Raw genomic sequence first — 13,918 nt, 5'->3', positions numbered from 1 at the left:
CGGCGAGCCCCCTTGCGCTTGCCGCCCTCCCCTTGACGAAACTTCGGAGAAGACGATGCGTGATTTCCCGCGCTGGGTTGCGGCGGCGGCGGTCGTCGCCGGATCGTTGTGTTGGTCGGATGCGCCCGCCAAGGCCGACGAGCCCACGAAGCCGACGCCGTCGGCCTCGGAATCGAACCCCGCCGTCCCGGCGGCCGGGCATTCGGTCCACGGCGAGGCGTTCAACGACGGCCCGCGCCGGCAGGCCAGCCTGACGCTCGGTATGGGCAAGGTCCGGTTCGGCGTAACGACCAGCCGCCCGGAAGCCCAGGCGTTCATCGATCAGGGCGTCGGCCAGCTTCACTCGTTCTTCTACTTCGAGGCCGAGCGGTCGTTCCGTCAGGCCGCCAACCTCGACCCCGACTGCGCCATGGCCTACTGGGGCATGGCGATGGCCAACGTGAACAACGCCCGTCGCGCCAAGGGCTTTCTGAAAGAGGCTCGCAAGCGAGCCGCCAAGATCGGCCGCCGCGAACAGCTTTACATCGAGGCCCTTGAAGCCTTCCACGCCGAGGGAGGCAAGGAGAAGGATCGTCGCCAGGGGCTCGTGACTGGTCTTGAGACGATCGTCCAGGACTTCCCCGACGACTTCAACGCCCTCGCCTGGCTGGCGATGACCACCTGGCAGCACAGCGACAAGGACGGCATCGGCAGTCGCCAGGCCGTCGACTTCCTGATCGATCGCGTCATCGAAGCCGAGCCCATGCACCCCGGGGCGCACCACTACCGCATCCACCTCTGGGACTCGAACAAGTCGACCCGCGCCGTGCGGTCGGCGGCTCTGTACGCGAAGACCGCGCCGGGGATCGCCCACGCCTGGCACATGCCCGGCCACACGTACACGAACCTGAAGCGGTTCGCCGACGCCGCCTATCAGCAGGAAAGCTCGGCCCGGGTCGACCACGCCTACATGGCCCGCGAGCGCGTCATGCCGTTCGAGATCCACAACTACGCCCACAACAACCAGTGGCTCTGCACCAGCGACAGCCATATCGGTCGCGTTCACGACGCGATCGCCGTCGCCCGCAACCTCGTCGAGCAGCCGCGCGACCCCGAGAAGAACGGCCCCAACGACGGCGGCTCAGCCCAGCGCAGCGGGCGGATTCGATGGACCGAGCTGCTTACCCGCTACGAACTGTGGGACGACTTGATCGCGGCCGACGCCTCGGGCTCCCTCGACTGGTCGAACGTGCCGATCGAGCGCAAGGAGAAGGCCTATTCGCTGGGCCTGGCCTTCGCGGCCAGGAACGACTCGGCGAACCTCGCCAAGCAGATCGGGGCCCTCAAGAAGATCGCGGCCGATGAGTCGAAAGCGGCGAAGGCCGCCCCCGAGAAGTCGGCCGACGCCATGAAGCCGTACGAGTCGGCCCTCGCCGAACTTGAAGGCCGCGCCGCGCTGGCGAAGGGCGAGATCGCCCCGGCCTTCGAGCACTTCGCCCGTGCTTCCTCGATGCGCGGCGAATCGCTCGCCCGCGCCCATCTCTCGGTCCGCAATTACGGCTTCGCCGAGACCGTGGCGCGGAAGGCCGTCGACCAGAACCCCGACCAGCTCCCACCGCTCGCGGCCCTCGTCGAGGTCCTCCACGCCGTCGATAAGGACAAGGACGCCCAGGACGCTTATCGCCGGCTCGAACCCCTGACCGCGCGCGCCGATCATGACCTCCCCGTACTGCGGCGTCTCGAACCGATCGTGGCCCGATGGAAGTCCGACGGCGCCTGGAAGCCCGCCGAACCGTCGCCGTCGTCGGGCGCCGACGAGTCGGCCGTCGACCGAATCGACCTGGCCACGCTCGGCCCGCTCGTCTGGTCGCCTTTCCCCGCCCTGCCCTTCGCGGGCGTCGATACGACGGGCAAAAGCTGGTCGCTCCCGGACCTGAAGGGGAAGACGACGATCGTGGTGTTTTTCCTCGGCGGCAAATGCGCCCACTGCATGCAGCAGCTTCAACTGTTCGGCAAGGAGTACCAGGGGCTCAAGAAGCGGAACATCGAGATGCTGGCGATCAGCACCGACGAAGAAAAAGGCTGCCGCGAACTGAAGAACAACACCGACGACGTCTCTTTCCCCATGCCGATCCTGGCCGACCCCAAGCTCGAAAACTTCCGTCGTTGGGGGGCGTTCGACGACTTCGAGGACCAGCCGCTCCACGGCACCTTCCTGATCGACGCCGACGGCGGCGTCCGGTTCCAGCGGATCTCCGCCGATCCGTTCCTGGAGATCGAGTTCCTGAAAACCGAAGCGGCGCGGGTGATCCGTCTGCTCGACAAGCCGAAGCCGCCGGCCGCCGGTTGATCTGGGCGGCCGATCGTCCGAATGGCTAGGATGGAGGTCGGATCGCGCCGCGCGCGCGGCGCGATCCCGTACGCCGTCATCCTGGAAGGACGCTGGTCGACCCGCCGATGATTGAACTTGGCCCCGAAGATGTTGAGGCTCGCGTGGAAAACGCGGCCGGATCACGCGCCGAGACGGCGGCGTCGATCGCGCTCGCACGCCGTTTGAAGCCGCTCGAAAACAAGCCGGCGGGCGTTCTGGTCGTCCACGAGATCTATCGCAGCCTCCAGGGCGAGAGCACCTACGCCGGCCTTCCGTGCGTCTTCGTCCGCCTGACCGCCTGCCAGCTGCGCTGCGTGTACTGCGACACGCCGCACGCGTTCCAGCACGGCGAACCACTGAGCCTCGACGACGTGGTCGAGCAGGCCCTGAAGCTCGGCGACGACCTGGTGGAGATCACCGGCGGCGAACCGTTGCTTCAGGACGAGGTGTACCCGCTCATGTCCCGCCTCGCCGACCACGGCAGGACGGTGCTGCTCGAAACCAGCGGAGCCGTCGATACGAGCCTCGTCGATCCCCGAGTCCGGGTGATCCTCGACCTCAAGACGCCGGGCTCGGGCGAGCTGGCGGCCAACGTCTGGAGCAATCTGAACCGGCTCAAGCCGATCGACGAGGTAAAGTTCGTCCTTTGCAGCCGCGACGACTTCGACTGGGCCGTCGACGTCGTCCACCGCCACGATCTCACGCGCCGCTGCCCTGTTCTCTTCAGCGCCGTGTTCGGCCAGGTGAACCCGACCGATCTCGCCGCCTGGATTCTCGAATCCCGATTGCCTATTCGGCTCCAGCTCCAGCAGCACAAGATCCTCTGGGACCCGAAGGCGCGCGGCGTGTAGCCGGAACGGAACGTCCTCTTCATGGAGGAAGCGGCATGCCCGAGCACCGAACTCTGAACTTCGACGGTCTCGACGGCGTCATGCCCGAGGTCGAACGGCTTCTGGCGGCTCATGAGACCATCGGCCGATGGACCCTGGGGCAGATCCTCTACCACCTGGCGGTGGCCGTCCGGCTCTCGATGGAGGGGAAGCCGAATGCCGAACCCGTTGATGGGCGCGACCCCTTGCGTGCCCACCGCAGGCTGTTCTTCCGCGCTGGGCGGTTTCCCGAGAACACCCATCCGCCGCTGGCGATCCTTATTCCGCCCGATTCCTGCGACCCCAACGAACAGGCCGAGGCCCTGCGCGAGGCGATCAGGCGCTTCGAAAACGGCGACGGGCCGTTCGCCTCACACCCCATGCTGGGGGCGATGAGCAAGACCGAATGGGCGAAGTTTCACGGTCTGCACTGCGCACATCATCTCGGCTTCGTCGTCTCCAGGCCGATCGCCGACGGCCTGTCGAGCGACGTTTCCTGAGCGGAACCTCGATGATCAAACGCGCCGGAAACGGCCCATCACCTGGAAAACCATGAAGCCTCGAAGCAGCCTGAAGCTTCCCAAGTTCACGACTCGGCAGATGTTGCGCTTGATGAAAGAGTAATGGTAGGCGTCGAACCAACGATCGAGGCGCAGACCTGCCCCCTCGCACCATCGGAGCAATCGCCGGTGCGTCATGACCTGAAGGTGGGTCTCATCGAAGATCCCCATGGGTTGCTCCGGCCACTCGCCGCCGATCAACGTACAGAGAGCTTCGCAATACCGCATGTTGGGGACGCTGATTACGACCCAACCGCCTGGTTTTACCATCTCCGCGAACAACTTCATACGGTTCCAGGCCATCGGCAAATGCTCAATGACATCGGCCAGGATCAAACCGTCCAGCGACGCTCGCTCAAAGGGCATGCCTTCGTCGGGAGAAACAACCCGAGCGGAAGTGAGCCTGGTTTTAGCGATTTCAATCGCGTGGGGAGAAAGATCGACCCCGTGCACCTCGCGTCCCTGGTCGACCAAGACGCTCTCGGTCGGCGCGTAGCCGCAGCCGATCGACCCGATGACCTGTCCGTCCGGAGGGATCATCCGGAGGATGTACTCACGCACCATGTCCGGATAGACGTAGGGTTGCTCACCCTCAGCAGACGTTGCGGGCGCTGGCATCTCCTAGCTCCTATTCGCTCGTCGGCGCTGAAATCGGTCAAGGAGGCATAATGCAATATGCAATCTGAGGGGCCGAGTTTAACTCAGGAGATCCGCCCCGTGCACGCAGAATCGTCTCTCTCCGAACGTTTGATACGATCGGGCTGCTCCGCGCCGTTGGTCCCGGACGGCTGATCGCCGCATCCGCGTGAAGGAACGGCGTACCGCTCAGAACCAAATCGTCGGCCGTCAGGGCGACGACTTTTACCAGCCCAGCGACGGGCGCATCCCGATGCAGTATTGCAGCAGGATCAAGGCGATCACGTAGCCGGCGACGCGGAGGAGCAACTGGGAGAAGTTACCCGCGACCTTGAGAAGGTCCTGGCCGGTGCTGACCTGCGTGACGCCGCTTTTGAGGGCGATGAGACCGCCCACGGTCAGCAAAAACATGATCGGGACGACGACGAACAACGCCGAAACGATTTGCTCCAGACTCGTCATGAACCTGACTCCCGGACACTATTTTGATGCGGCGTCTTTGAGGTGCGAGCACAAGTGTCACGCGCGGTTTCCGCCCCGTCTCGAAGCCCGAAGGCCGCCGAGGCTCAACGCGCGCCCAAGGATTAAAGTCGAATAGTCAAACTCCGTCGAGACGAAGTTGGCGATTTTTCGCAACACCCTCCTATGCAAACCTTGGGCCGTGCGGGTTGCGCGGATTGGGCTGACGTTCCGGGGGTGATCGAGGCGCGTGGCTCTGAGTCTAAATTAGATCACGTCCGTCTCGGGAAGCGCGAAGAGGCGACGGGCGTTGGCCGTCGTGGCCCGAGCGATCTCGTTGGGCGAGACGCCCCGGACCTCGGCGAGCTTGCGGGCGGTCCAGGCGACGTGGGCCGGTTGGTTGGAACGTCCGCGGACCGGATCAGGGCTGAGATAGGGACTGTCGGTCTCGACCAGGAGACGGTCGAGCGGGACGACGGCCGCCGCGGCGCGGAGGGCGTCGAGCCCCTTGTTTTTGAACGTGAGCATCCCCGCGAACGAAATGTGCAGACCGAGCGCCACGAATTCCCGGGCGAGGTCGATCGTGCCGGTGAACGAGTGCAAGACGCCGCGCACTGGTCTTCCCAACGCGGCGAGCTGGGCGACCACGTCGGCTTCGCAATCGCGGCAGTGGATGACGACCGGCAGGTCGAGGTCGTGGGCCAGGCGGAGGTGGCGGCCGAACCAGTCTTGCTGCTGGTCGAAGGGGACGCGATCCCAATAGCGATCCAGGCCGGTCTCGCCGATCGCCGCAACTCGAGGCCGGGAAGCGAGTTCAACGATTCGCTCCCAATCGCCGTCGACCGTCTCGGCTACATGGTTGGGCTGAACCCCGACCGCCGCGAAGACGCCGGGATGAGTCCCCGCGATGGCGACGACCTCGGCGCTGTCGGCGGCCGTCGTGCCGATGGCGACCACCTGGACGACTCCCGCCGCTCGGGCGTGGGCGAGCGCGTCAGAGAGGTTCGCGCGCAACCGTTCATCTTCCAGATGCGCGTGGGTGTCGACGAGCGGTCCAAATGGCGGCGGGAGCGGCGTCTTCGTCATGGTCATGCGTCGCGCCCGTCGGTCCGCCGGTATCCAAGCAGTTCCAGACGGTAGCCGGTGACCTGAAACCCTTGCCGGCGCAGGTCTTCGGCCAGGAGTGGGTCGAGATGCTCGATCAGCTTGGGATCGAACTCGGTGGGGAGGTCGTGGATGGTCCCGGTGCGGAGGCAACGGAAGTGGTAATGGTCTTCGCTCCGCGCGTCGTACCGAGCCGAGCCCGCGCCGTCGGCGGCGTTGAGCCGGCCGACCACGCCGATCGCCACCAGCGCTTCGAGCGCCTTGTACACCGTCGCCAGACTGATTTTGGGCAGGCTCGATCGGACGGCCTGGAAGACTTCCTCGGCCGTGGGGTGGTGCGGCATGGCCGCAAGTTGGTCGTAGACCGCCAGCCGCTGCGAGGTGGAACGGAGGCCGGCGGCTTCAAGAGCCTTGCGGAGGGCGTCATGGTCGAGAGGGGCTTGGATCATCACTACGAGAATACCCGAAGGCTGGCGCGGCGGCGCGCCGGGACGTGCTCGAACCGCCAAGACGTCTCCCCCCCCCAATCCCCAGGGGGTGATTGCACTTCCATTGTTCGGACGCTTGACAGGGCTGTCAACCTGTTGTTAGGATATACGTTGGGCCGGGACCAGGGATAAAGCCAATTCGGGCTCGGCCCATGCGGGGTTGGGTTCGTTCCCTGCGCCTTGGCGAGTGCGGCCGAGGGCGGGTGCGATCCAAGGAGGCGTTGCCCACTCGATGGTATCGCGGCATGAACCCGAGCCCCGCCTGTGACTGGGCGCGGCTCGGCTTTGTTTTTCGCGGCCTCTTTTGAAGGCTCTGTCGAACGCCGCCCGGTTTTCTTCCATCGAGTGATCTGTTAGCTGCACGCCTCGGAGGAACGGAATGAGCGTCGATTTGGTCCGGATCGTCGATAGCATCCATCGCGACAAGAACATCTCCAAGGAGATCCTGTTCGATGGAATTCAGTCGGCGCTCGCCACCGCGGCGCGGAAGCACTATCCGGACGCCGCCGAGATCGAGATCCATATCGACCGCGACAGCGGCGCGATCGACGCCACTAAGGACGGGGTCAAGATGGACCCCTCCGAGCTCGGCCGGATCTCCGCCCAGACCGCGAAACAGGTCATCATCCAGAAGATCCGCGAGGCCGAGCGCGACAGCCTCTTCGACGAGTTCGAGGACCAGCGCGGCGACCTCGTGACCGGGACCGTGCAGCGGTTCGAGGGGGGGGCGGTCATCGTCAACCTCGGCAAGACCGACGGCATCCTGCCCCGAGGCGAGCAGATCCCCGGCGAGAGCTACCACCCCAACGAGCGGATTCGCGCGATCATCCTCGACGTCCGTAAGGTGGGCCAGCGGGTCAAGATCATCCTCAGCCGCACCCATCCCGACTTCGTCCGCCGGCTCTTCGAGCTGGAGATCCCCGAAATCGCCGACCAAGTCATCGCCATCCGCGCTCTGGCTCGCGAGGCCGGCTACCGCTCGAAGGTGGCGGTGACCTCGATCGACGCCAAGATCGACGCGGTCGGTGCCTGCGTCGGCGTCCGCGGCACCCGAATCAAGAACATCGTCGACGAGCTGGGGGGCGAGCGGATCGACATCGTCCGCTGGAACGAGTCGCTCCAAGTTTTGATTCCCAACTCGTTGCAGCCGGCCGAGATCGACGAGGTCATGCTCTGCCACCTGCTGGGCCGCGCCATCGTCCTGGTGCGCGACGATCAGCTCTCGCTGGCCATCGGCCGGCGCGGGCAGAACGTCCGGCTGGCGTCGAAGCTGGTCGGCTGGGACGTCGAGATCATGACCGCCGAGGAGCTTGACGAGGTGATCGAGAAGGCCGTCAAGACCTTCGAGAAGATCGACGAGGTCGACACCGAGCTGGCCGAGCGACTGGTGGAGCAAGGCATCCTCAGCTACGACGATCTTTCTGTCATGGAAATCAGCGACCTGGTGAATACAATTGAAGGCTTGACCGAAGAGCAAGCCTCGTCGATCGTCAGCCAGGCCGAGACCATGGCCGAGGAGCAGACCGACGAACTGCCGCGCCGCAAGGCCGGTCGCGCCGCGGCGGCCCTGGCCGAGGGCCGCGATAGCGGCGAGTCGCCGCCGGTCGAGGTGAACGGCGACGAGACGGCTTCGGATCTCGCGAGCGAATACGATGGCGAGGCCGCGGCCGAACTGGACGAATCAGGACCCTCGGACGGTGGGCCGTCGGGGGACGAGTCAGGGATCGACGAACTCACGGACTCGACCGGGATGCATGATTCGGCCTTGCCCGCCGAACGTGGCGATGAGGTCGAGGACGACTCGTCTTTCGACGAGGGAGCGGTATCAGAATCGGAATCGGAACCGGAGGGTGACGAGGCGAGCGACGACGAGTATCACGACGTGGCCTTGGCGGAGGAGACCTCGGGTCGTACGGCCCAGGGCCATGAAGTGACTTCACCACCCAGCGACGACGACCAGAGCGAGACTCTCCGCATCGTGACCGACGTCGTCGAGAACGGCGAAGCGCCGTCGACGATCTCGGAACCCGAGCTGGAGCCGCGGGACACGTCGCGACCCGATAACGGGGCCCGTGGGAAAGACCAGAAGCCGGGACGGACGTCGGCCAGCGAGTAGCCGCCGCAGCCGTCCCAAGACCAGGCCGGAGAGGCCGGACAGACCATGCCGACGCGGGTCGCCCCAACGACCCCGTCGAATTTCGCCGTCGAGTTTTCCCTAGGAGACGACGGCCGGGGGCTTCTTGAAGCCGGCCCGGCCAATTCTGCAAACCATGGATCGAAGCACCCGCCCCCAGCCCTGGCCGTCCGAGCCGGGTCGACCGGACCCGCGCATCGTCGACGTCGCCCGCCGCGACGTCCGATCGCGCCCGACGGTCGGATCGGCCCCGGTCTCCGAGACCGCGCGGCCCGCGGGCGGGCGCTCTAGACTCGCCGCCGAAAGCTTGACCCGATCCGCTGAACGGGCTCGTCACGCGGTCGGTCGCTTCGATACAATTCAAATTCCTGAATTTTGTTAGAGGGCCGTGCCAGCCGCGGTCGTCCGGAGCCGGCTCCGGGAGGAGTTGCCTTTGTCCACGCGTGTTCACGAGTTGGCGAAAGAACTAGGCTTGAAAAGCCAGGACTTGCTCGAGCGGGTCCAGGAATGGGGGCTGGACGTCAAGGCTAACCCTCTGGCCAGCCTCGATCCCCCAACCGTGGAGCGGATCAGGGAGCTTATGAACCAGCAGTCCACCGGCACCCAGGCTTCCGGCGTCGCAGCGCCGCCGGCGCGGCCTCCAGCGGCCCCCGAGGCATCGTCTCCGCCGCCCGTGAAACCCACCGTGAGCCCGGCCCCACCTGCGGCTCCGACCCCGCCCACGGCCGAATCGCGCCCCGTCGCGCCGCCGCCGGCCCCGACTCCGGTCGCCAAGCCCGAACCCCCCGCGCCGCGAGCAGCCGAACCGGCCGCCGCTGCGATCGAAATCGCCCCCCCGGTCGAGGAGCCGCCGGCGTCGACCGCCCCTCGGCAGACTCCCCTGTCGGCCCCTCCCCTGGCTCGTCCCGCTGCGGGGCCGGCGAGTTCGCGAGTCAGCGGCCCGCTGTCGGCCCACACGCCGCATCGCAGCACCGGCGGCGGCGCAATCCGCCCCGGCGGCCAGCCGGCTCCGGCCCATCCCTCGGGCGAGCCGCGGTCGCGCCCCCAATCCCCCGCCCAGCCGCACGCCCCAGGTTCCGCTCCGGCTTCCTCGCAGCAGCACGCCGGCGGCGGCTCCTTCCAACCTTTGACGCGGAGTGAATACATGACTTCGGCGGGAATCCGCCCCCCGGTGCAGCGATCCGGGTCGCACTCGGCCGCTCCCCTGAGCCCCAGCCGCCGCACCGGCGAGGAATCAGCCGCCGAGGGACCTCGTCGCGACGCCTCCGGGCCGCGGCGGCCGTTGCCCCCCGTCGCCGCTCCGCAAGCTGCTCCTCCTCGGACCTCCGGTCCCGGACGCCCGGCCGGCGGCGCCCAGCCCGAGGTCAAGAGCCAGCGCCCTGAAAAGCGGATGACCCGCGAAGACATGCTCGCCCTGATGCGATCGGGAGGACTCGCCGCCGGAGGCGCGGCCCCCGCCGCGCCTCCGGCGGCTCGGCCCGGCGGCGGAACCGGCCTGCGTCCGGGAATGCCCGGTCGTCCCGGCCCGGGAATGTCGCCTCGTCCCCCCAGCCCTCCGGGGCCCGGCGGACTCACCCGTGGGCCGGCCCCCGGCCCCGGCGGTGGACCCGCGCCGGCCGCGCCGGCCACGATGGTCGACGAGGAAGAGGAGCGCAAGGCCAAGGGACGCGTCGGCTCGTCGGCCGACCGCGCCGGCCGCCGCGCCCGCCGCAACGAGCGGGCCACCGAACGTCGCGTGACCTCGCCGATGCCCGCGGCCGCCCTGCTCAATGAGGACGAAGAGAACCGCCGCGGCAGCCGCGGCCGCAAGTCGCACAAGCAGGGCGCGCACCGCCTGGCCGCCGCCACCGCGCGGAAGTCGCACGCCGAGGTCGACGCCCCGGTCACCATCCGGACGCTCTCCGAGGCCCTTGGCGTCAAGGCCAACGACATCCTCCGCAAGCTCATGAACATGGGCCAGATGGCGACGATCAACGCCAACCTCGACGACGATCTCGCCGCCGAGCTGGCCCTTGAGTTCGGCATGGAGCTCCAGGTCATCCACGAGCGAACCGCCGAGGACGACTTCCTCGAGGCGTTCGCGCCGCCGGTCGAGTCGGAGAACCTCCTTCCTCGGCCGCCGGTCATCACGATCCTGGGCCACGTCGACCACGGCAAGACCTCGCTGCTCGACCGGATTCGCAAGTCGAAGGTCGTGCAGTCCGAGAGCGGCGGCATCACCCAGCACATCGGCGCCTACCAGGTCGAGTACAACGACAAGCCGATCACGTTCGTCGACACCCCCGGGCACGAGGCGTTCACCGCCATGCGAGCCCGCGGGGCCAACGTCACCGACATCGTGGTTCTGGTCGTGGCGGCCGACGACGGCGTGATGCCGCAGACGGTCGAGGCGATCGCCCACGCCAAGGCGGCCAACGTGCCGATCGTCGTGGCGCTCAATAAGATCGACCTGCCCAACGTCGACACCACGACCAACATCAGCAAGATCTACGGCGAACTCGCTCAGCAGGGGTTGAACCCCGTCGAGTGGGGCGGCGACGTTGAAGTAGTGAAGACCTCGACGGTGACCGGCGCGGGCCTCACGGATCTGCTGGCCACCCTTGAGACGATCGCCGAACTCCACGAGCTGAAGGCCGATCCCACGCGGCCGGCCACCGGCACCTGCCTGGAGGCTTCGCTCTCCGAGGGCCGCGGCGTCCTCGCGACGGTCCTGGTCCGCGAAGGCACGCTCCGCGTCGGCGACATCGTCGTCTGCGGCGACGGCTTCGGTCGCATCCGCGCCTTGTTCGACGATCACGGCCGCTCGATCGAGCAGGCCGGGCCTTCGTTCCCCGTCGAGATCTCCGGACTCGACGTCGTCCCCACGGCCGGCGAGAACTTCGCCGTCACTGACGACATCGCCCGAGCCCGCGAGGTCGCCGAGACCCGCCGCGTCCGGGCCCGCGACGCCTCCCAGGCCGAGCGTCAGACCGTCACGCTGGAAAACCTCTACAACCGGATGGCCGAGCAGAAGGTCAAGTCGCTCAACTTGATCGTCAAGGCCGACGTCCAGGGCTCGATCGAGGCCATCGTCAAGGAGTTGGAGAAGCTGGAGAACGCCGAGGTTCCGATCCGGATCCTCCTCAAGGCCGTCGGCGGGATCAGCGAAAGCGACATCATCCTGGCCGACGCCTCCCAGGCGATCGTCATCGGCTACCGCGTCGCACCCGAAGACCGGGCGATCACGATGGCCGACGAGAAGAACATCGAGATCCGCCGCTACGACATCATCTACCAGGTCACCGACGACGTCAAAAAGGCCGTCGAGGGCATGCTCGTCCCCGAGATCAAGGAGGTCCACCTCGGACGCGCCGTGGTCCGGCTGGTCTACAAGATCTCCAAGGTCGGCTCGGTGGCGGGCTGCTTCGTCACCCAGGGCGTCATCGAGCGCGGGTCGAAGGTTCGCCTGATCCGCGACGGCCGCGAGATCTACAAGGGGGCGATCGACGCTCTCAAGCGGTTCAAGGACGACGTCAAGGAAGTTCCCCAGAACTTCGAATGCGGCATCAAGATCACCAATTTCGAGGACGTGAAGACCGACGACGTCATCGAGGCCTACCGGGTCGACGTGATCCGCCGCACTCTGTAACACCAAGCCTCGCGCCCGCCCAGCCGGGCGACGCGCCGGGGCGGCCTTTGGATTCGCGGGTCGAGCCGGTGAACACGCCGGCCGGCCCGTGTTTCGTCGGCTCGGTCCGGCGTCCCTTAGATAGACCAAGGAACCCTCGATGTCGTCTCACCGCAGCCTCCGAATCGCCGAGGCCATTCGCGAGGTCGTCGCTTCGGCCATCTTGTTCGACGTTTCGGACCCCCGCATCCAGGCCGTCACGGTCCTTCGCGTCGAGGTCAGCCAGGACCTGCGAACCGCGACCGTGTACGTCTCGGTGATGGGTAAGGAAGCCGAACGTAACCTGGCCATGAAGGGGTTGCGGCACGCCACCGGATTCCTTCAGGCCCGGGTCGCCGCGCGGCTGCAAATTCGGTTCACGCCGATTCTCGGCTTCAAACTCGATGACGCCGTCAAGAAGTCGGTCGAGATCAGCCGACTGATCGATGAGGCGGTCGCGGCCGACCAGAAACCACGCGGCGCCTCCGCTCGACTCGCGGCGGACTCGAACCCGGACGACGATCAAGACGACGACGATCTCGATGACGATGATCAAGACGACGACGACGATCAAGACGATGACGACGATCTCGATGACGACGACGATCAAGACGACCTTCCGGACGACGCGTCCGGCCGCTCGCCTCGCGCGAATTCCTGAGCGTTCCCGTTTCGGCGGCCGGCTCTCCCGACGTTTCGGGAAGAGCCGAGCGAGCGCCGCCCGATCTCGGCCGGTCCCCGCATCGTCAGCCGCCCGAACCGCACCCAACCCCAAACAGGTCCATGGCGACTCAAAGCAAAACTCAGTATTTGACGGATCTTCAGGCCTACCTCAAGCGCCGGTACAAGCCCAAGGCTGAGAAGGCGGCGGCCCGGCTCACGGTCATCGAGGCGGTCGTCTACGGGATCTGCCACGAAGACACGACCCGAGAACAGGCCAACCAGGCGCTCTCGCGATTCAAGGATCAGTTCTTCGACTGGAACGAAGTGCGGGTCAGCCCCTTGGAGGAGGTTCAGGAGACGCTCGCCGGCATCCCCGATCCTGCCGCCCGGGCCCATCGCATCCGCCGGTTCCTCCGCCAGCTCTTCGAGAGGACCTACAACTTCACTCTCGAACAGCTCACCAAGAAACCCCTCAAAGAGGCCCTCAAGGCGCTCCAGCCGTTCGAGGTGTTCACGTCCGACTACGTGACGGCGACCGTCGTTCAACAGGCGCTCGGCGGCCACGCGATTCCGGTCGACGAATCCACGCGCAAGGCGTTTGAGCACCTCGGGCTTCACGAGCCCGACGTCTCGACCCTTCGCGGTTTGATCGAGCGCGCCATCCCCAAGAACCGGGGCGCCGAATTCATCGAGCTGCTCGAAGAGATGGCCCACGACGCGGCGCTCGCGACCGACGCCAAGGCGCCGCGATGGGAGCACCACGGCAAGGCCGGCCACGCCCCCTCCCCTCCGCCGGCATCGACCGTGAAACCCGCCAGGGCGAAATCCAAGGAACTCCCCGGGATCAAGCCGGAGGCCGTTGAGCCGCACGCGGCCAAGGACGCCGCCAAGGCGAAGCCCAAGGACGCTCCCAAAGGCTCTGCCGCGCCTCATCCTGGCAAGACCCCCCCGGCCAAGGAGCCCCCGCCGCCGCCCAAGCCGCCCAAGGGCAAGAAATGACCTGACCTTC

General features: G+C 66.7%; 11 protein-coding genes. 7 read left to right on the top strand and 4 right to left on the bottom strand.

The genetic code is table 11. The features are described 5' to 3' along the window. Positions 1-55: 55 nt before the first annotated feature. The 3 genes from BSF38_RS26400 (at position 56) to BSF38_RS26390 (ending at position 3,719) form a co-directional block, all read left to right on the top strand. Positions 56-2,329: a peroxiredoxin family protein gene (locus tag BSF38_RS26400; protein ID WP_076350032.1), complete on the top strand. Its 2,274-nt coding sequence runs from the start codon at positions 56-58 to the stop codon at positions 2,327-2,329. A gap of 185 nt (positions 2,330-2,514) precedes the next feature. After that, a complete protein-coding gene (locus BSF38_RS26395; protein WP_420819244.1) occupies positions 2,515-3,201 on the top strand; it encodes a radical SAM protein in 687 nt (228 codons plus the stop codon). A gap of 35 nt (positions 3,202-3,236) precedes the next feature. Further along, a complete protein-coding gene (locus BSF38_RS26390) occupies positions 3,237-3,719 on the top strand; it encodes a DUF1569 domain-containing protein (RefSeq protein ID WP_076350031.1) in 483 nt (160 codons plus the stop codon). Between the two features lie 15 nt (positions 3,720-3,734). On the opposite strand, the gene BSF38_RS26385 is transcribed toward BSF38_RS26390, so the two are convergent. The 4 genes from BSF38_RS26385 to BSF38_RS26370 form a co-directional block, all read right to left on the bottom strand. Continuing rightward, positions 3,735-4,397 carry a class I SAM-dependent methyltransferase gene (locus BSF38_RS26385; RefSeq protein ID WP_076350030.1) on the bottom strand — a complete coding sequence of 221 codons (663 nt, stop codon included), beginning with the start codon at positions 4,395-4,397 and terminating at the stop codon, positions 3,735-3,737. A 243-nt stretch (positions 4,398-4,640) separates the two neighbouring features. Next, complete coding sequence (locus BSF38_RS26380; protein ID WP_076350029.1) at positions 4,641-4,877, bottom strand: hypothetical protein; 237 nt, start codon at positions 4,875-4,877, stop codon at positions 4,641-4,643. A gap of 264 nt (positions 4,878-5,141) precedes the next feature. Then, on the bottom strand, positions 5,142-5,966 hold the full coding sequence (locus BSF38_RS26375; protein WP_237170618.1) for a TatD family hydrolase: 825 nt from the start codon (positions 5,964-5,966) through the stop codon (positions 5,142-5,144). Then, a complete protein-coding gene (locus BSF38_RS26370; RefSeq protein WP_076350027.1) occupies positions 5,963-6,427 on the bottom strand; it encodes a Fur family transcriptional regulator in 465 nt (154 codons plus the stop codon). Before BSF38_RS26370 ends, BSF38_RS26375 begins: the two co-directional genes overlap by 4 nt. A gap of 418 nt (positions 6,428-6,845) precedes the next feature. Here BSF38_RS26370 and nusA point away from each other — a divergent pair, with 418 nt between their 5' ends. The 4 genes from nusA to BSF38_RS26350 all read left to right on the top strand — a co-directional run bounded on the left by nusA (position 6,846) and on the right by BSF38_RS26350 (position 13,908). Next, positions 6,846-8,582 carry a transcription termination factor NusA gene (gene nusA, locus BSF38_RS26365; protein ID WP_083713541.1) on the top strand — a complete coding sequence of 579 codons (1,737 nt, stop codon included), beginning with the start codon at positions 6,846-6,848 and terminating at the stop codon, positions 8,580-8,582. Between the two features lie 451 nt (positions 8,583-9,033). Next, positions 9,034-12,228 carry a translation initiation factor IF-2 gene (infB, locus tag BSF38_RS32480; RefSeq protein WP_076350026.1) on the top strand — a complete coding sequence of 1,065 codons (3,195 nt, stop codon included), beginning with the start codon at positions 9,034-9,036 and terminating at the stop codon, positions 12,226-12,228. A gap of 139 nt (positions 12,229-12,367) precedes the next feature. Then, positions 12,368-12,907 carry a 30S ribosome-binding factor RbfA gene (gene rbfA, locus BSF38_RS26355; RefSeq protein WP_076350025.1) on the top strand — a complete coding sequence of 180 codons (540 nt, stop codon included), beginning with the start codon at positions 12,368-12,370 and terminating at the stop codon, positions 12,905-12,907. A 122-nt stretch (positions 12,908-13,029) separates the two neighbouring features. Then, the gene (locus BSF38_RS26350) at positions 13,030-13,908 is read left to right on the top strand and encodes an endonuclease (RefSeq protein ID WP_076350024.1); all 879 of its coding nucleotides are present in this window, start codon (positions 13,030-13,032) and stop codon (positions 13,906-13,908) included. Positions 13,909-13,918: the final 10 nt, after the last annotated feature.

Origin of the sequence: Paludisphaera borealis, from assembly GCF_001956985.1 — a bacterium.
Classification (GTDB): domain Bacteria; phylum Planctomycetota; class Planctomycetia; order Isosphaerales; family Isosphaeraceae; genus Paludisphaera; species Paludisphaera borealis.
This window is presented reverse-complemented; position numbering and strand designations above follow the sequence as displayed.